The sequence below is a fragment of the Citrobacter sp. JGM124 genome (genome assembly GCF_018257795.1).
Lineage (GTDB): Bacteria > Pseudomonadota > Gammaproteobacteria > Enterobacterales > Enterobacteriaceae > JGM124.
Window position 1 is genome coordinate 36,757 of sequence record NZ_JAERJD010000010.1, and the last position, 19,195, is coordinate 55,951.

Annotated in this window: 15 protein-coding genes; 8 read left to right on the plus strand and 7 right to left on the minus strand. The window is 47.3% G+C overall.

Features of this window, described 5'->3' with window-relative positions; all coding sequences use genetic code 11:
- The first annotated feature begins 4 nt into the window (after positions 1–4).
- A complete protein-coding gene (aaeB, locus tag JK154_RS14475; protein ID WP_211993267.1) occupies positions 5–1,966 on the plus strand; it encodes a p-hydroxybenzoic acid efflux pump subunit AaeB in 1,962 nt (653 codons plus the stop codon).
- 72 nt (positions 1,967–2,038) lie between these two features.
- On the opposite strand, the gene argR is transcribed toward aaeB, so the two are convergent.
- On the minus strand, positions 2,039–2,509 hold the full coding sequence (argR, locus tag JK154_RS14480) for a transcriptional regulator ArgR (protein WP_211993268.1): 471 nt from the start codon (positions 2,507–2,509) through the stop codon (positions 2,039–2,041).
- A gap of 401 nt (positions 2,510–2,910) precedes the next feature.
- Between argR and mdh the strand changes: the two genes are divergently transcribed.
- Positions 2,911–3,846, plus strand: coding sequence for a malate dehydrogenase (gene mdh / locus JK154_RS14485; RefSeq protein ID WP_211993269.1), 936 nt, complete (start codon positions 2,911–2,913; stop codon positions 3,844–3,846).
- Positions 3,847–4,411: 565 nt separating this feature from the next.
- On the plus strand, positions 4,412–4,825 hold the full coding sequence (locus JK154_RS14490) for a hypothetical protein (protein WP_249215940.1): 414 nt from the start codon (positions 4,412–4,414) through the stop codon (positions 4,823–4,825).
- Positions 4,826–5,284: 459 nt separating this feature from the next.
- Here JK154_RS14490 and JK154_RS14495 read toward each other — a convergent pair whose 3' ends face one another.
- From JK154_RS14495 to zapG, 4 genes are all read right to left on the minus strand, one after another.
- Positions 5,285–5,686 carry a hypothetical protein gene (locus JK154_RS14495; protein ID WP_211993270.1) on the minus strand — a complete coding sequence of 134 codons (402 nt, stop codon included), beginning with the start codon at positions 5,684–5,686 and terminating at the stop codon, positions 5,285–5,287.
- 289 nt (positions 5,687–5,975) lie between these two features.
- Entirely contained in the window at positions 5,976–7,043 is a 1,068-nt protein-coding gene (gene degS, locus JK154_RS14500; RefSeq protein ID WP_211993271.1) for an outer membrane-stress sensor serine endopeptidase DegS, read from the minus strand.
- 101 nt (positions 7,044–7,144) lie between these two features.
- Positions 7,145–8,485 carry a Do family serine endopeptidase gene (locus JK154_RS14505; RefSeq protein WP_211993272.1) on the minus strand — a complete coding sequence of 447 codons (1,341 nt, stop codon included), beginning with the start codon at positions 8,483–8,485 and terminating at the stop codon, positions 7,145–7,147.
- 177 nt (positions 8,486–8,662) lie between these two features.
- Entirely contained in the window at positions 8,663–9,061 is a 399-nt protein-coding gene (gene zapG / locus JK154_RS14510) for a Z-ring associated protein ZapG (protein ID WP_211993273.1), read from the minus strand.
- Between the two features lie 163 nt (positions 9,062–9,224).
- Between zapG and zapE the strand changes: the two genes are divergently transcribed.
- From zapE to sspB, 5 genes are all read left to right on the plus strand, one after another.
- Positions 9,225–10,349 (plus strand): cell division protein ZapE, encoded by a 1,125-nt coding sequence (gene zapE / locus JK154_RS14515; RefSeq protein ID WP_211993274.1) that lies wholly within the window; start codon positions 9,225–9,227, stop codon positions 10,347–10,349.
- A 227-nt stretch (positions 10,350–10,576) separates the two neighbouring features.
- Positions 10,577–11,005: a 50S ribosomal protein L13 gene (gene rplM / locus JK154_RS14520; RefSeq protein WP_211993275.1), complete on the plus strand. Its 429-nt coding sequence runs from the start codon at positions 10,577–10,579 to the stop codon at positions 11,003–11,005.
- Between the two features lie 15 nt (positions 11,006–11,020).
- Positions 11,021–11,413 (plus strand): 30S ribosomal protein S9, encoded by a 393-nt coding sequence (rpsI, locus tag JK154_RS14525; protein WP_211993276.1) that lies wholly within the window; start codon positions 11,021–11,023, stop codon positions 11,411–11,413.
- A gap of 553 nt (positions 11,414–11,966) precedes the next feature.
- Complete coding sequence (sspA, locus tag JK154_RS14530) at positions 11,967–12,608, plus strand: stringent starvation protein SspA (protein ID WP_211993277.1); 642 nt, start codon at positions 11,967–11,969, stop codon at positions 12,606–12,608.
- 3 nt (positions 12,609–12,611) lie between these two features.
- A complete protein-coding gene (gene sspB / locus JK154_RS14535) occupies positions 12,612–13,106 on the plus strand; it encodes a ClpXP protease specificity-enhancing factor (RefSeq protein ID WP_211993278.1) in 495 nt (164 codons plus the stop codon).
- Between the two features lie 68 nt (positions 13,107–13,174).
- On the opposite strand, the gene JK154_RS14540 is transcribed toward sspB, so the two are convergent.
- On the minus strand, positions 13,175–14,593 hold the full coding sequence (locus JK154_RS14540; RefSeq protein ID WP_211993279.1) for a glutamate synthase small subunit: 1,419 nt from the start codon (positions 14,591–14,593) through the stop codon (positions 13,175–13,177).
- Between the two features lie 9 nt (positions 14,594–14,602).
- The gene (gene gltB, locus JK154_RS14545; protein WP_211993280.1) at positions 14,603–19,063 is read right to left on the minus strand and encodes a glutamate synthase large subunit; all 4,461 of its coding nucleotides are present in this window, start codon (positions 19,061–19,063) and stop codon (positions 14,603–14,605) included.
- Positions 19,064–19,195: the final 132 nt, after the last annotated feature.

Below are 19,195 nucleotides of genomic sequence, written 5' to 3' on the forward strand. Positions count from 1 at the left end.
GTTTATGTATCATATATCTAGGCTGCATGTTCGTTTTGCCATTAAGCTGGCTTTTGCCATCGTGCTGGCACTTTTCATCGGTTTCCATTTCAACCTGGAAACCCCTCGTTGGGCTGTTCTGACTGCCGCTATCGTAGCGGCGGGGCCTGCTTTTGCCGCAGGCGGTGAGCCTTATTCAGGCGCTATTCGCTATCGGGGAATGCTGCGTATTATCGGCACCTTTATTGGGTGTGCCGCAGCGTTGATGATCATCATTTCCTTTATCAGAGCCCCTGTGGTGATGTTACTGGTATGCTGCTTATGGGCGGGTTTTTGTACCTGGATGTCCTCCCTGGTTCGAGTGGAAAACTCCTATGCCTGGGGATTGTCGGGATACACGGCATTAATTATTGTTATTGCCATCCAGGCGGCGCCATTAACCACACCGCAGTTTGCCATTGAACGCTGCAGTGAAATTATTATCGGTATTGTCTGTGCCATTGTCGCGGATCTGTTATTTTCACCACGATCAATTAAACAAGAGATCGATAAAGAGCTGGATAGCCTGTTGGTGGAACAGTATCGACTGATGCAGGTTTGTCTTGCCCATGAAGATAAAAACGAAGTAGATAAAACCTGGGGTAATTTGGTGCGCCGCGTCACCGCTTTAAACGGTATGCGTAACAATCTGAATATGGAGTCTTCCCGCTGGGAACGTGCTAACCGTCGCCTGAAGGCGATTAACACGCTTTTATTGACGCAAATAACCCAGGCCTGTGAAACCTTTTTGATGCAGAACTCTCGCCCGCCCTATATTCACCCGATTATCAGGCAGATTCTGGCGACCAATGCCGAAACTCCAGCAGATGTGCATAAGCAGCTGAAAAAGCTCCGTCGTGTTATTTCAGCACTGGGGGAAAAATCGACCCCTGTATCCATCAGCCGCTGGGTGGGGGCATCGACCCGTTATCTATTACTGAAACAGGGAGTGATTACACATGCCCCGATCAGTGCAGTAGAAGAGGAGATTTTACAGGACGAAGTGGTGATTAAAGTCGAGTCTGCCGAAGGGCATCACGCGATGATTAACTTTTGGCGTACCACTATTTCCTGCATGCTGGGGAGTCTTTTTTGGTTATGGACGGGCTGGCTTTCCGGCAGTGGGGCTATGGTGATGATAGCGGTGGTTACTTCACTGGCTATGCGTCTGCCAAACCCGCGCATGGTTGCGCTGGACTTTCTTTATGGGATGTTGATGGCTTTGCCGATAGGCGCATTTTATTTCCTGGTTATTATGCCATCGACCCAGCAAAGTTTCCTGTTGCTCTGTATCAGTCTGGCGCTACTTGGGTTCTTTATCGGTATTGAGGTGCAAAAACGTCGTCTTGGATCACTGGGTACATTAGCGGGAACTATCAATATTATCGTGCTGGATAATCCTATGACTTTCCATTTTAATGTCTTCCTCGACAGTGCGCTGGGGCAGATTATTGGCTGTTTCCTGGCGTTAATGGTTATCTTGCTGGTTCGTGACAACTCGAAAGAGAGAACTGGACGCACGCTGCTCCATCAATTTGTTTCTGCTGCGGTCTCTGCATTGACGACGAATAAAACCCGTCGCAAAGAGAACCACTTGCCTGCACTATATCAACAGTTGTTTTTGTTACTGAACCGTTTTCCGGGAGATATAGATCGTTACCGCCTGGCTCTGACATTGATTATATTGCACCAACGTCTGCGAGATGCTCCCATTCCGGTGAATGAGGAACTATCGGCTTTCCACCGCCAGTTACGTAAAACGGCGAATCGCGTACTTTCAGAAAGTAACGACAGTAAACGACAGCGCGAGTATTTACAGTTACTGGCTGAACTGGAAGTCTACCAGGACAAATTACAGCGATGGTCGGCATCTCCACAGACTGTCGAGTCGGTAAAGCGGCTGGCTGAAATACTGCATAAATATAAACACACACTCATTAATGCGTAGGATGATGACAGGGGACAGGGGCGATGAATACGATGCTTCCCGTCATGGAAGATGACGGGAACAGCAATGTGATTATAGCTCTTGTTCAAAGAGTGCCAGAATCGCTTCGTAAAGTTGTTTAACCGTGAAACTGCGGGTTGGTGTCGTAAAGATAGTATCATCCCCGGCAATGGTGCCGAGAATCCCTTCGGATTTACCCAAAGAATCCAGCAACCGTGCGATGAGTTGAGCGGCTCCAGGGCTTGTATGAATGACGACAACGGCATTGTTATAGTCTATATCCAGCACCAGATTCTTCAGTGGACTGGAGGTCGTTGGCACCCCTAATTCCGCGGGTAAACAGTAAACCATCTCCATTTTGGCGTTACGTGTCCGTACTGCACCAAACTTGGTCAGCATACGTGACACTTTTGACTGGTTGATATTTTCAAAGCCATCATTCTGCAGGGCCTGAACTATCTCTCCCTGAGAACTAAACTTCTCTTCTTTCAGCAATGCCTTGAAAGCTTTAACGAGTTCTTCTTGTTTTGAAGGAATACGCATTATTCACCTATCAAAGGGTGATGTGGGAGATTATTATGCACTTCAATGAATTTTTATGCAAATGGACTGTGCGGGAACGGGCTGAAATACTCTTTCAGGAACGGGTAATAATATCAGATTTTATTATTGACGAACATGCACAGCTCACGACTTCAAAATAAGCATTAAAGTAAATGAAATGTTATTAAATTGATGTTGTTTTGATGACTCCAGACGGGTAATGTAACCGCGGTTGATGTAAACCACATCATGTCATTACCTGTCGTTTTGGTGTTGTACCACCTGGTAAGCCAATGCTGTATATTGCAATGCAACGATTATAATAATCGTATCTCAGGACTATGGTCGCCAACGCATGAAGTTACGGCATGATTTAGCTACCTATAATAAGGAGTTTCAGGATGAAAGTTGCAGTCCTCGGCGCGGCAGGTGGTATTGGCCAGGCGCTTGCCCTTCTACTCAAGACCCAGCTGCCTTCAGGTTCAGAACTCTCTCTGTATGATATTGCACCAGTCACCCCTGGGGTGGCGGTTGATCTGAGCCATATTCCCACTGATGTAAAAATCCAGGGATTCTCTGGTGAAGATGCTACCCCAGCTTTAGTCGGCGCTGATGTCGTCCTGATTTCTGCAGGTGTTGCGCGTAAGCCAGGTATGGATCGTTCAGACTTGTTTAACGTGAATGCGGGTATTGTAAGAAATCTGATTCAGCAAGTCGCCAAAACTTGCCCAAAAGCCTGCATCGGTATTATCACCAACCCGGTCAACACGACGGTAGCGATTGCTGCCGAAGTACTGAAAAATGCGGGTGTATATGACAAACGTAAACTGTTTGGCGTAACCACCCTGGATATCATTCGCTCCAATACTTTTGTTGCTGAGTTGAAAGGTAAGAAACCTGCTGAGATAGACGTTCCCGTCATTGGTGGTCACTCAGGTGTGACCATTCTGCCTTTACTGTCTCAAATCCCGGGCATTACCTTTACGGAGCAGGAAATTTCTGACCTGACTAAACGTATCCAGAATGCAGGTACTGAAGTAGTTGAAGCGAAAGCAGGTGGCGGGTCTGCAACGCTCTCTATGGGACAAGCGGCTGCACGCTTTGGCTTATCTCTGGTCCGTGCATTGCAGGGTGACGATAATGTGGTTGAATGTGCTTATGTTGAAGGTGATGGCAAATATGCCCGCTTCTTCTCTCAGCCACTGTTGTTAGGCAAAGAAGGTATTGCTGAGTACAAATCGATTGGTGCTTTGAGCGCTTATGAGCAGCAAGCGTTGACGAGTATGCTTGATACCCTGAAGGCTGATATCAAACTGGGTGAAGAGTTCGTTAAGTAGCCTGATGGCCATCTAAAGGGAAACAGTCGTTCCCCTTTAGATGGCAGAAAGCACGACCATGTGTAAAACAAAAGTGATCCGGAATGTTTATCTGTTGCCGACATAGCGGTATTAATGAGTAAGCATTCTTGATGCTATCTTCCCCCCTGTATATCACTTGATACATACTGACATCCTCACCTTCCTGGCAGTATTCACCAACCATAAATCCTGGCTGTCGTTCACCAGAGCCTTGCCCATTGTAATTTAAAGGCTGGGACATTCTGGCCTGTAATGATCGATACATGGCGAAATATGTGTTAATTTACGGGGCACAACAGTATTTTATCGGGTCTCACGGATGGGTATTCTATGTTAAAGGATATAATTATATTAAATAAAAGCATTAATAACGTATATGTTTTAATCAGCTCGATGGGTTATTAAATATATTGAAATTATTGCTATGTAAATAATATTCGATAAATTTATTGTGAATGATTTATAGCGAATAGTTTTCATATAAATCAAAATATTATTTTTAATGTATGATGTTCTTTCGATGTTCTATAATGGGATGGTTATAATGTTACGTTCGGTTGCTCTTTTATCTGTCATTTTTTTAGCTGGTTGCTCCTCCAATGTGGTGAAGAATACTACGACTAAGCCAGTTTCTGCTGCTCCTGCCACCAACTACGCTCAAAATAATAGCCGTATTGTGCCGGTCAATTCTGTGGTATCAAGCAATAATCCATGTGTGGACCGCTTTAATTTCCTGCGTCTGGCAGGCAATGAGAAATACCAAAAATACTCTAACGACTATACTCGGATTGGAGATGGCTATAACTTCCTTAATACCAATAAAAACATTATGAACAGCGACGCCAGGCGTGTTTATACCAATACACTGGAAATGAAGATGGATACACTGTGCTCTGAAGTAAACTATGCTGGGTTCCAAGTGATCCAACAAAAAATCAGTGCACTGAGCAATATCTAGCTTTAAACACCTGGCTGGAATGACAAGAGATAATGTGAATATTTTTGTGACCATTATCTCTTTTCAGACGTTCTTGCTTTAACTGGAATAATTAACTGTTAATTTCCTGTTGGCCTTTCTGGCCACGCATTACCGTTTCTCTTACATATGGTGATACCCATATAAGACCGACACTGAACGCGCTTGTTGAGTTTTTAATCCTGAGCACAGGATAAAAGGCTGCTTTTTTTCTGTCTTAAGAAAGTGGAGTCAGTACCGGGGAGACTGATTACTGGCTGGCGGATATCACAGTACGTGAGGTCAAAATCTTTAAGTCGTGTGATTCCAGAAGCATGCCGGTTAATCACTAACACGCAGATAAATCGTGAAAAATTTTTTGTAATATGAAGGTATTGAATTTATTTTTTACGGTGATGCGATTATAGAGTGAAGATCCCTCCACTCTATAATTAATTGATTCTAGATATTGCTAAGATCTTTGATTTTCTTCTGAATCAACTGATAGCTTGCATAATTTACTTCTGAACAAATGGTATCAAGTTTCATGTTTAAATTCATGGTGTAGATACGCTTTGCATCTTCGCCCATAATATTTTTATTGACTCTCAAGAAATGGAATCCATCATTAACTTTTATATAATTACTTGAAAGTCTTTCATATTGAGAATCGCCGGCACGACGCAAGAAGTTAAAATTATCAACACAAGAATTACTGGTCGATTCAATTGAATTTACAGGAACAATAGTACTATTTTCTCTCGCGTATTGAACTACGGGTTTGTCTGCTGTGCGGGTAACGGTGTTGGATGAACACGCGGTCAGAAAAAGAACAGAAACTATGAAGAGAGATTTCAAATACATTATGACTCCTAAGTCTTGAAGACGCTATTATTTTTGGAAAGGGGATAGATGGCACGAGTATATTGAAAATTTTTTTACTGGGCAAAGACTAAACAAGGTACAGGCATACTATACAAAAAATGCGGGATGAACAAAATTTTTCTACTGTCTATAGGCATATGCCGAAGCGAGTATCGGCCCTTTACAAAACTGGGCGACTTATACTTAATCTAGCCGACGCCCTTGGTTATCCTGGCTGTTCGCCCCCTCATGGCTGATTAATCAGACAGAGGGGGTAATGATCCTGACACTATTCAACAGCGGGGTACTCCTGGATGGTAACAGGCAAGCTGAGTTTCTTATCTTCACGCATTACCTCAACATCCACCACTGAACCCGGGCGAATTTCTGCTACCTGGTCCATGGTCTCCAGCGCTGAAATAGCCGGTTTATGGTTGACTGACAGAATTACATCATTAACCTGAATACCCGCAGCAGCAGCTGGCCCGTTAGGGGATACTTCATTAACAACAATACCTTGCAGCTGCTCAATACCCGCTGATGTGCCATTCGCTGGCATGATATCCCGGCCACCAATACCGATATAACCACGAATCACCCGACCATCACGAATGAGTTTTTCCATTATTTTGGTAGAAAGAGGGGTGGGAATCGCAAAACCAATTCCTTCAGGTGTTTCACCGTCGTTACTCTTATCAAATGACAACGTGTTAATCCCTATGAGCTCTCCCAGTGAGTTGACCAGCGCACCACCGGAATTACCACGGTTAATTGAGGCATCAGTTTGTAAAAAGGATTGCCTACCGGATGGGCTTAAACCGATTCGGCCTGTTGCACTGATTATCCCCTGGGTGACGGTCTGACCGAGGTTATAAGGATTCCCTATTGCCAGTACCACATCACCAATATGCGGGGCCCGTTTGGTATTGATTGGGATGATTGGCAGGTTAGTTGCACTGATTTTTAATACCGCAAGGTCTGTCAGGCTGTCAGAACCAATTAGCAGTGCTTCAAAGATTCGCCCATCCTGAAGGGCTACAATGATCTGCTCGGCATTGTTGATAACATGCTTATTGGTAATGATGTAACCGCGGCTGTCCATAATAACGCCGGAACCGAGGGTTTTTATCTGTAATTGCGACTGGCCATTGGTTCCGGCACTGCGGTTGTAAACGTTGACGACAGCCGGAGCAGCACGGCGTACTGCTGAGTTAAAACTGAGTGGTGTGTCATCAGCGCCATCAAATTTTGACGGGGTCAGTGGCAGAATGGTCTGCCGTAAAGAGGGGACTGCAAGTAATAATATCCCAGCAACGACGATCCCTATCACCACTGAACGAAGTATCTTTAGAAGCATAGCGTTTTATTAGGTCGTTTTATTATTTCGTGAAAGTGGATAATAGAGGCGCGTTTATAAAACGGGCAGCCAGTGACTGGTATGCCCGTTTTTTGACTAACTTAACGCACTAATATATAGAGGCTGTTATCGCCACGTACAACCTGTAATGCAACAATCGCAGGTTTGGTGTCCATGATTTTACGCATATCAGCCAGGTTTTGCACTGGGGAGCGGTTCACCGCGATGATAACATCATCTTTCTGTAAGCCTGTCAGCGCAGCGGGTGAGCCTTTCTCTACATTCTCCAGTAAAATCCCTTTGGTGCCTTCTTTTGTCTGGCTATCAATGAATGATGCCCCTTGCAATGCTGGCAGAATGGAGGTCATATTCGCCGTGGTTTCCGGGCTTTTATCCAGCGTAACGTTGGTACTGATTGATTTTCCATCACGTAGCAGACCCAGTTTGACGATGGTGCCTGGTTCCGTGGTGGCAATTTTACTACGTAATTCTGCAAAGCTTTGGATTGCTTTATCATTCAGGCTGGTGATGACATCGCCGGCTTTAACGCCTGCTTTTGCAGAGGCCGAGTCAGGAATCACCTCACTAATAAACGCGCCTCGCTGAGTATTGAGATTCAGCGCATTAGCGATATCTGCATTCAGCTCGGTTCCTTTAATGCCGAGCAGGCCTCGTTTGGCCTCTCCGTACTGGATAAACTGTTTAACCAGGGTTTGTGCCATATTGCTCGGGATGGCAAAACCGATACCAACGTTCCCCCCTCCCGTTGCCAGCATGGCAGTATTGATCCCAATCAGTTCACCATTAAGGTTAACCAGTGCTCCACCTGAGTTTCCCTGATTGATGGAGGCATCTGTCTGAATAAAGTTTTCCAGCCCTTCCAGATTCAAACCACTACGACCAAGGGCGGAGATAATACCGGAAGTGGCTGTTTGCCCTAAACCAAACGGATTACCGACAGCAACAGTGAAATCACCCACTCGCAAAGCGTCAGAGTCTGCAATCTTAATTTCGTTTAAATTTTTGGCATCATGAAGTTGCAGTAAAGCAATATCCGTTTGTTTATCACTGCCAATGACTTTGGCATCAAACTCTCGCCCATCATTGAGTTTGATTTTGATTTTATCAGCTTGGTCGATGACGTGATTATTCGTCAGAATGTAACCATTCTTCGCATCAATGATGACACCTGACCCGAGTCCCCCAGTGGCACGTGGTGAATTGCCTTTAGGAATGTCAGAGGCAGCGGCTGAGGCACTGCGTTCCACTTGAACACTGACCACGGCAGGCAGTACTTTTTCAAGCATGGGCGCGAGGCTCGGCAATACGTGCTGTTGCGCAGGGATATCCGTTGATGTTGAGGCTTTGGCTAGAGACGACGCACTGAGTGTCACACCGATGCTTAATGCTAATACACTTAATAGCCGTACTTGTTTGTTCATTAGATGCAGGCTCTCATAAGATAAGAAAAGGGGACACAACGTTTATTGTGGTGGTGTTTGCATATTGACCTGTTCACAATATTTGTATGCATAATGACCAGACAAATAATCAGAACGTTCTCAGCAAAAATATCCGGGATATACCAATAATACCCCGGAGAAACAGAGCGGTATCGATCAGTCTCGTTTTGCGCCACCACGTAGCAAACCTGAAGCGCCTTCTGAATAATCACGCGGCATCTGAACCGGGGCTTGATCATTGTTGGCTTCTGACTCCGTCAGGCGCGTGCGAAATGGGTTAGCATCCGCAGACATACCCGGCAACAAGCTACTCGAGCTTTTCGCCATATGCTGGTAAAGCTGACGATAGTCATTAGCCATTTTATCTAACAATTCAGCACTATGGGCGAAATGGCTGACCAGCTCTTCGCGATACTCTTCAAGCTCTTTTTTACTTGCTTCCAGTTCATACTGCAGGGTTTGTTGTTGACGCAATTTACGATTACCAAAACGCATCGCAATGGCGCCAATAATCAGGCCTACAACTAATCCAATAAGCGCATATTCCCAAGTCATGAACATCTCCCGTTGTCTTGTGATTCCATAGGGTAGTCTTGCCACTATAACCGTTAATTTAAGAGAAGTGGAATCTTGCCGCAGCTTCGCTTAGGGTAGAACGGCCTTTTTTCGACAACTGTAGTAAACAGCCATACGATTTTAAAGGAAAAACTAGGATACCATGCAAAATATCTCTCCCCTATTATGCTACCAGCAAACCCTGTCAAAAGAGGACTATCAGCCTGATGATGTCCAGCTCGATGCGATCACCAGACTGGATACAATATGGCGGCAGTTTATCTCACAGAAGTCAGTGCCATCTTCTCTGAGCATGCGTGAAAGGCTTGGCAAGTTGCTTGGCAAGAAACCCCCTTTAGCGCCCCAGGAGCCCATCAGAGGTTTATACATGTGGGGAGGGGTAGGACGTGGTAAAACTTGGTTAATGGATATGTTTTTTCAGAGTTTGCCTGGCGATCGTAAGCTAAGACTGCATTTTCACCGTTTTATGTTGCGAGTGCATGACGCGTTAACCCAGCTACAAGGGCACAGTGATCCACTGGAAAAAGTGGCAGACAGCTTTAAAGCTGAGACTGATATTTTATGCTTTGATGAATTTTTTGTCTCAGATATTACTGATGCCATGTTGTTAGGGGCATTGATGAAGGCGCTTTTTGCCCGAGGGATCACACTGGTCGCAACCTCCAATATTCCTCCGGATGAACTTTATCGTAACGGTTTACAGCGTGCACGTTTCCTGCCTGCCATTGAGGCAATTAAGCAGTACTGTGATGTGATGAATGTGGATGCGGGTATTGATTACCGTCTGCGGACGCTGACTCAGGCCCATGTCTGGCTGTCGCCCCTAAATCAAGATACGACCCAGAAGATGGCGACGCTCTATACCGCGTTAAGTGGTATCGCGCTTGGGTCCGGACCGGTACTCGACATTAATCATCGGCCATTGGCGACTCTCGGTGTTGCTAACCAAGTCCTGGCGGTGGATTATGTGACACTCTGCGTTGATGCCCGTAGCCAGCATGACTATATAGCGTTATCGCGGCAGTTTCATACGGTGATGTTACTGCATGTCCCGGTGATGAAAACCAGCAACGAAAATGAAGCCCGGCGCTTTATTGCGTTAGTGGATGAGTTTTATGAACGCCATGTCAAACTTCTGGTTTCTGCTGAAACAGATCTTCCATATATTTATCAAGGTGAAAGACTCTCTTTTGAATTTCAGCGTTGCTTGTCACGCTTGCAAGAAATGCAAAGTGAAGCGTATTTACGACGGGAACATTTGCCTTAAATCTTTATTTCGTGGGTAAAAGAGAAATTAGGGTCGATTTTTGAGAGTGACTTCTCTATAATCTTGCGACCCCACGTTACAACCAAAGTTTTTTTCCCAAAACTTTTGTCGTGCCGGCATAGGCTATTCGAAGGGGTAGGTTTGCTGGACAATGTCGCGTGAACCTCAACTGATTTTAAGCGTTTGGGTGTTCACCAACGTGTAACTATATATTGGGTAAGCTTTTAATGAAAACTTTTACAGCTAAACCAGAAACTGTACAGCGCGACTGGTATGTTGTTGACGCTGAAGGTAAGACCTTAGGTCGTCTGGCTACTGAACTGGCTCGCCGTCTGCGCGGTAAGCACAAAGCGGAATACACTCCGCACGTTGATACTGGTGATTACATCATCGTTCTGAACGCAGAAAAAGTTGCTGTAACTGGTAACAAGCGTAACGACAAAGTGTATTACCATCACACTGGCCACATCGGTGGTATCAAACAAGCGACCTTCGAAGAAATGATTGCTCGCCGTCCTGAGCGTGTGATTGAGATCGCGGTTAAAGGCATGTTGCCAAAGGGCCCGCTGGGCCGTGCTATGTTCCGTAAACTGAAAGTTTACGCAGGCACCGAGCACAACCACGCGGCACAGCAACCGCAAGTTCTTGACATTTAATCGGGATTATAGGCAATGGCTGAAAATCAATACTACGGCACTGGTCGCCGCAAAAGTTCCGCAGCTCGTGTTTTTATCAAACCGGGCAGTGGTAAAATCGTTATCAACCAACGTTCTTTAGAGCAATACTTTGGTCGTGAAACTGCCCGCATGGTAGTTCGTCAGCCACTGGAATTGGTTGAGATGGTTGAGAAGCTGGATCTGTACATCACTGTTAAAGGTGGTGGTATCTCTGGTCAAGCTGGTGCTATCCGTCACGGTATCACCCGTGCGCTGATGGAATATGATGAGTCTCTGCGTTCTGAACTGCGTAAAGCTGGTTTCGTTACCCGTGATGCTCGTCAGGTTGAACGTAAGAAAGTCGGTCTGCGTAAAGCACGTCGTCGTCCTCAGTTCTCCAAGCGTTAATTGTTCTCTGCAATATTTGCAGAACAACAATGGACAGCAAACAAACACCGAAGAGCTTCTCTTCGGTGTTTTTTTTATCTGCCAACCCTGCGGCCTTATCCTCATTGTTTTATTCTTTCGATTATTCTGAACCCGTCATTTCTCTAATTCCCCTGTCACGTTGAGGTTTGTCGTCTGCAACGGTGGGAAAAATACTAAATGCCTTTTTATTCAAAGTGATATGAGTATTTATTCGCCTTTAAACCACAGCGGCAAGAACCGCATCATATTGTGATGAATCTGCTACTCCGCAGATTTTTGTGCTACTAATTTATATTATCGCTTCTAACGTAATGAAATTAATGTGTTTTTCCGTAAATTGAGAGTGTAGCCCCCACAAGGTCAGTAAAATCTGGTAAACTAACGGACAATTTTCTGCCCAAATGTTGAGATCTGTCGCACGCTTGCTCTTCAGTGATGGTGATGTTTCGTCGAATGTTGGGCAATAAACGATCAGGTTAGTCACCATCGGTGACTATACGAAGTAATTTTCTGGATAAACTTGGAGGTTTTCATGGCTGTCGCTGCCAACAAACGTTCGGTGATGACGCTGTTTTCCGGCCCGACTGATATCTACAGCCACCAGGTACGCATTGTACTGGCGGAAAAAGGTGTTAGCGTTGAAATTGAGCACGTGGAAGCGGATAACCTGCCTCAGGATCTCATCGATCTCAACCCGAATCATAGCGTACCGACCCTGGTCGATCGTGAGCTGACTTTGTGGGAATCACGTATCATTATGGAATATCTTGATGAGCGTTTCCCACACCCTCCGCTGATGCCCGTTTATCCGGTTGCTCGTGGTGAAAGCCGTCTGTATATGCATCGTATTGAGAAAGACTGGTATACCCTGATGAACGTTGTCATGAACGGTTCTGCTCATGATGCCGATGTTGCACGTAAACAGCTGCGGGAAGAGTTACTGGCTATTGCCCCGGTATTCACTCAAAAACCTTTCTTCCTGAGCGATGAATTCAGTTTGGTTGACTGCTATCTGGCTCCGTTACTGTGGCGTTTACCGCAGATGGGGATTGAGCTCACAGGTGTTGGTTCGAAAGAGATGAAAGGGTATATGACACGCGTCTTCGAGCGTGATTCTTTCCTGGCTTCATTGACCGAACCTGAGCGTGAAATGCGTCTACAAACCCGAGGTTAATGGATGGAAATGTCGCAACTGTCTCCGCGTCGTCCTTATCTGTTAAGGGCTTTTTATGAATGGTTGCTCGATAACGAGTTAACACCACACGTCGTTGTGGATATCACGTTACCAGACGTACAGGTTCCAATGGAATTTGCACGTGACGGGCAAATCGTTCTTAATATTGCCCCTCGTGCAGTGGGTAATCTTGAGTTAACCAATGACGCCGTGCAGTTTAGTGCACGCTTCGGTGGTGTTCCACGTCAGGTGTACGTACCTATGGCTGCTGTCATGGCTATTTATGCCCGTGAAAATGGTGCGGGGACGATGTTTGAACCCGAAGCCGGTTACGAAGATGACGTGGAAAGCGATAACGATGATGATGTATCAGTGGGCTCTGAACCAGTGATGCAAGTTATTGATGGTGCTCGGGATGATCAGGATGATTCAGATAATGGCCCTGATGATGAACCGCCACCACGTGGTGGTCGTCCGACCCTGCGAGTCGTTAAATAGCCGTTGTGAATGAGTCAGACAGCGAATAGAAAAGGCCTGATAACGGTGTTATCAGGCCTTTTTTCGACTTAGACTTCGAGGTAGTTCAGGATACCATCTGCTGCTTTACGCCCCTCCGCAATAGCTGTGACGACCAAATCAGAACCGCGAACTGCATCCCCGCCAGCAAAGATTTTTGGATTGCTCGTCTGGAAGGCATTATCACTCCCTTCAGGAGCAATAATACGGCCCTGGTTATCCAGCTCAACGCTGTGAGCTTCAAGCCAGCTCATACTATGTGGACGGAAACCAAAAGCAGTGACGACGGCATCTGCGGGCAGAATATGCTCTGAGCCTGGGATGATTTCCGGGCGACGTCGACCATGAGCATCTGGCGCACTCAGTTCGGTACGGGCGACTCTCACGCCACAGACATTACCGTTACCATTCACCTCAACACCTAATGGCTGCAGGTTAAATTGGAACTCAACGCCCTCTTCTCGGGCATTTTTGACTTCACGACGTGAGCCGGGCATGTTCTCTTCATCACGGCGATAAGCACAAGTGACGTGGGTTGCTCCCTGGCGAATTGAGGTGCGAACACAGTCCATGGCGGTGTCTCCACCCCCCAGGACGACCACACGTTTACCCGCCATATTCACGTAAGGGGAGCCATCTGCTTCACCAAAGCCCATAATCTGACGAGTATTGGCGATAAGAAATGGCAGCGCTTCATACACTCCCGGGGCGTCTTCGTTGTCCAGCCCACCGCGCATTGACTGGTATGTACCAACGCCAAGGAAGACCGCATCGAAGTCATTCAGTAGTGTTTCAATCTGTACATCACGGCCCACTTCGGTATTGAGCATAAACTCAATGCCCATACCGCTAAAGATTTCACGGCGTTTGCTCATGACTTCTTTTTCCAGCTTGAAAGCGGGAATACCGAAGGTCAGCAGACCACCGATTTCAGGGTGGCGGTCATAGACTACGGCTTTAACGCCATTACGGGTCAGAACATCGGCACAAGCCAGTCCTGCTGGGCCAGCACCGATAATCGCCACGCGCTTACCGACTGACTTAACACCGGTTAAGTCAGGCTTCCAGCCCATCTCAATGGCTTTATCGTTGATATAACGTTCTATATTACCAATGGTGACCGCACCGAACTCGTCATTCAGGGTACAGGAACCTTCACACAGACGATCTTGTGGGCAAACACGCCCACACACTTCTGGCAAGCTGTTAGTTTGGTGTGATAATTCAGCCGCCTCAATGATACGGCCTTCATTCGCCAGTTTTAACCAGTTCGGAATGTAGTTATGAACCGGGCATTTCCATTCACAGTATGGGTTACCACAGGACAGGCAGCGATCCGCCTGTGCCTTAGCCTGACCTTCTGAGAAAGGCTCGTAAATTTCAACAAATTCAATTTTACGAATCTTTAACGCTTTCTTTGGCGGATCAACACGTTGTAAGTCGATAAATTGATATACGTTCTGACTCATCTTGACCCCTTACTGCGCCTGCACCCGCAGCTCAGCTGCGGAACGACTACGGTGACCCAATAATGCTTTAACATCACTGGACTTTGGTTTGACTAAGGTAAATTTAGTAGCAAAATCAGGCCAGTTAGCCAGGATTTCTTCACCACGCAAAGATCCGGTTAACTGAACATGTTCAGTTATCAGACCGCGCAAGTGTTCTTCATGAATAGCTAAATCCTCTACCTGTAACAGCTCGACCAGCTCTGGGTTAACCCGTTTAGCGAACTCACCGTCTTCATCCAGAACATAGGCAAAGCCCCCGGTCATCCCGGCACCAAAGTTCACCCCGGTGTGTCCCAGTATGCAGACGATGCCACCCGTCATGTACTCACAACCGTTATCGCCAATGCCTTCAACGACAGTGATAGCACCTGAATTACGTACAGCGAAGCGTTCACCCGCACGACCTGCAGCAAATAATTTACCCCCGGTCGCACCATACAGACAGGTGTTACCGATGATGGTTGCTTCATGGGCCCGGAAAGCCGAACCCACCGGTGGACGCAGGGAAAGTAAGCCCCCCGCCATGCCTTTACCCACGTAGTCGTTGGCATCGCCGGTCAGGTACAGTTCAACACCGCCAGCATTCCATACGCCAAAGCTCTGGCCCGCAGTACCGTTAAAGTGTGCTTTAATCGGGTCAGCCGCCAGTCCTTGGTCACCATGTCGTTGAGCAATATAGCCAGACAGGGATGCACCTACAGAACGGTCGGTATTACGGATATCAAACCAAAATGTTTTGCTTTGTTTTTCATCTATATAGGGTTTAGCCTGGCTTAACAGTCGCTGGTTCAGCTCACCCTTATCGAAGGGAGGGTTATGCTCTGTACAATAGACGGCTTTACCCGGTGCCGGTGTCGCTGTTTCTAACAGCGCGGACAAATCTAAACGTTGCTGTTTAGCGGTAAATCCTTCCAGCTCTTTTAACAAGTCAGTGCGACCGATCAAATCTACCAGACGTTTTACACCTAACTTCGCCATCAGCTCACGAGTCTCACGGGCGATAAATTCAAAGTAGTTGGTTACTTTGAAAGGCAGGCCATGGTAATGGTTCTTGCGCAGTTTATCGTCCTGAGTTGCCACCCCAGTGGCACAGTTGTTCAGGTGACAAATACGCAGATATTTACAGCCCAGAGCAACCATTGGCCCAGTACCAAAGCCGAAGCTTTCAGCCCCAAGGATCGCCGCTTTGATGATGTCCAGCCCTGTTTTTAAGCCGCCATCAACTTGCAGGCGAATTTTATGACGTAACCCATTAGCGACTAAGGCTTGCTGTGTCTCAGCGAGCCCCAATTCCCAAGGACAGCCTGCATATTTTACTGAGGAGAGCGGGCTTGCCCCGGTACCGCCGTCATAACCGGCGATAGTAATCAGGTCAGCATAAGCTTTGGCCACACCTGTCGCGATGGTCCCAACACCTGGCTCAGAAACCAGTTTTACCGAGATCATTGCTGTTGGATTGACCTGTTTGAGGTCAAAAATCAACTGAGCTAAGTCTTCAATCGAATAGATATCATGATGTGGTGGCGGTGATATTAAAGTAACACCAGGTACGGAGTAACGCAGTTTAGCGATATAAGGTGTGACTTTATCACCAGGAAGCTGACCTCCTTCCCCGGGTTTTGCCCCCTGAGCCACTTTAATTTGGATGACATCGGCACTCATCAGATAAGCGGGGGTCACACCGAAACGCCCTGATGCCACCTGTTTGATACGGGAAACTTTATTGGTACCGTAGCGAGCCGGGTCTTCACCCCCTTCACCAGAGTTAGAGTTTCCACCAATTCCGTTCATGGCTTCGGCCAGCGACTCGTGGGCTTCCGGGCTTAGAGCACCAATGGACATCGCTGCGCTATCAAAGCGTTTGAACAGCTCCGTTGCTGGCTCAACCTCTTCAATGGCTACTGGGGCATCCTGCGGGTTGAGGGCGAACATATCACGTAATGTTGCCACAGGACGTTCGTTAACCAGTCTGGCGTAAGCTTGATAGTCACTGTAGTCAGCACTTTGTACTGCTTTTTGCAGGGTCTGAACTACATCAGGGTTGTAGGCATGGTACTCCCCGCCATGGACGAACTTCAGCAGTCCGCCTTGTTCCAGTGGTTTACGAACCAGCCAGGCTCGTTTAGAGAGGTTCAGCAAATCTTGCTGGAAGTCGGCAAAACTGGCACCACCAATACGGCTGACCACGCCCTGGAAGCAAAGATCGACCACGCTATCGTGCAGGCCGACCGCTTCAAACAGTTTTGAGCAACGGTAAGAGGCGATGGTAGAAATGCCCATTTTGGACATTATCTTGTACAACCCTTTATTGATACCATTACGGTAATTCTGCATCACCGCCCGGTAGCTTTTATCGATGGTGCCGTTATCAACCAGTTTGCCCAATGTTTCGTAGGCCAGGTAAGGGTAGATAGCGGTCGCCCCAAAACCAAGCAGTACGGCAAAGTGATGGGGGTCACGTGCACTGGCGGTTTCAACGATAATATTGGCGTCACAACGCAGGCTGCGTTCTACCAGACGCGTCTGGATGGCACCGACTGCCATTGGGGCCGGAACTGGTAGCCTATGTTTAGCAATACCCCGATCAGATAACACCAGCAAAACGGTACCATTACGTACCATATTTTCCGCGTCATCACACAGCGCTTTCACTGTTTCTTCGAGGGAGCGTTCGTCAGGGTTGTAGGTAATATCAAGGGTACTGGCCTGATAATATTGTTCTTCTAATGATGTTAATTGCTGGAAATCAGACCACAGTAGAATTGGCGATTTAAAACTCAGGCGATGAGCCTGGCCTTCGGCTTCGCAAAACACATTCATCTCACGGCCAATACTGGTTGCCAGTGACATGACATGGGCTTCACGCAATGGGTCAATGGGTGGATTGGTGACTTGGGCAAACTGCTGACGGAAGTAGTCGTAAATAATCCGCGGCTGGCTGGAGAGTACGGCAAATGGAGTGTCATCCCCCATTGAACCAACGGCCTCCTGGCCATTCTCACCCAGAACACGAATAATAGTATCCAGCTCTTCATTGCTGTAGTTAAACTGTTTCTGGTAGCTTGCCAGGGTGTCATCATCCAGTGAACGAGCACCGACCTGATCGTCAGGCAGGTCTTCCAGCGATACCAGACGGCGAACATTTTTATCCATCCAGGCTTGATAAGGATGGCGGCTCTTCAAATCGTCATCCGTTTCGGCTGAATGGAGAATGCGGCCCGCACGGGTGTCAATCACCATCAGTTCACCTGGGCCGACACGTCCCTTTTCTACCACTTCATCTGGCTGATAGTCCCAGATACCTACTTCAGATGCACAGGTAATGAGTTTATCTTTGGTTATCACATAGCGAGCCGGGCGCAGACCGTTTCTGTCGAGGTTACAGGCTGCAAAACGACCATCTGACATGACAATACCCGCTGGGCCATCCCAGGGTTCCATATGCATGGAGTTGAAGTCAAAGAAGGCGCGTAGCTCCGGGTCCATATTCGGGTTATTCTGCCAGGCTGGTGGTACCAGTAAACGCATGGCACGGACAATATCCATCCCGCCAGCCAGCAGTAACTCCAGCATATTATCCAGCGAGCTGGAGTCTGAACCTGTTTCGTTGACGAACGGGGCAGCAGCCTGCAGGTCAGGAATTAATGGCGTCTGGAACTTATAAGTACGTGCTTTGGCCCACTGGCGGTTGCCGGTAATGGTGTTGATTTCGCCATTATGTGCCAGGTAGCGGAACGGCTGGGCTAATGGCCAGCGTGGTACTGTGTTGGTTGAGAAGCGTTGGTGGAACAGGCAGATGGCTGACTCCAGACGCAAATCAGCAAGATCCAGATAGAAGCGCGGCAAGTCAGCCGGCATACACAGACCTTTATAGATATTCACTACATTGGACAGGCTGCAGACATAGAAGTCTTTATCATCCAGCAGGCGTTTTTCGATACGGCGGCGTGCGATAAAAAGACGTCGTTCCATATCACGCGGGCTCCATCCAGCAGGAGCATTAACAAAAATTTGTTCGATACGCGGCAGAGAGGAGAGGGCGATTTCACCCAGTACGCCTTCATTAGTTGGCACTTCACGCCAGCCAACAATCGACAGGGTCTCATTTTGCAGTTCTTCCTCAACCACATGGCGAGCGGCAGTGGCCAGAACAGGGTCTTGATTCAGGAAGAGCATACCCACGGCATAATTTTTCGCCAGGCGCCAGCCACGTTCTTCAGCAACAATACGGAAGAAACGGTCTGGTTTTTGCAGCAACAGGCCGCAACCGTCACCGGTTTTACCGTCGGCAAGAATAGCACCACGGTGCTGCATACGCGCGAGTGCATGAATCGCAGTACGCACGACTTTATGGCTTGGTTCGCCTTCTATATGGGCAATCAGACCAAAACCACAGTTATCCTTCTCAAGGGATTTATCGTACAACATTTCAGTGAACCTCCCCAGGCTCTGCGTGATCTCTCTGTTGGGTAGTGCTTAGGCACAGCAAGGGTGGGGCGACGGGGTGGGGGTCTGGATACCTGCCTCGTGTGTCGCCCTCTTATTGGCCAACCTATCCGG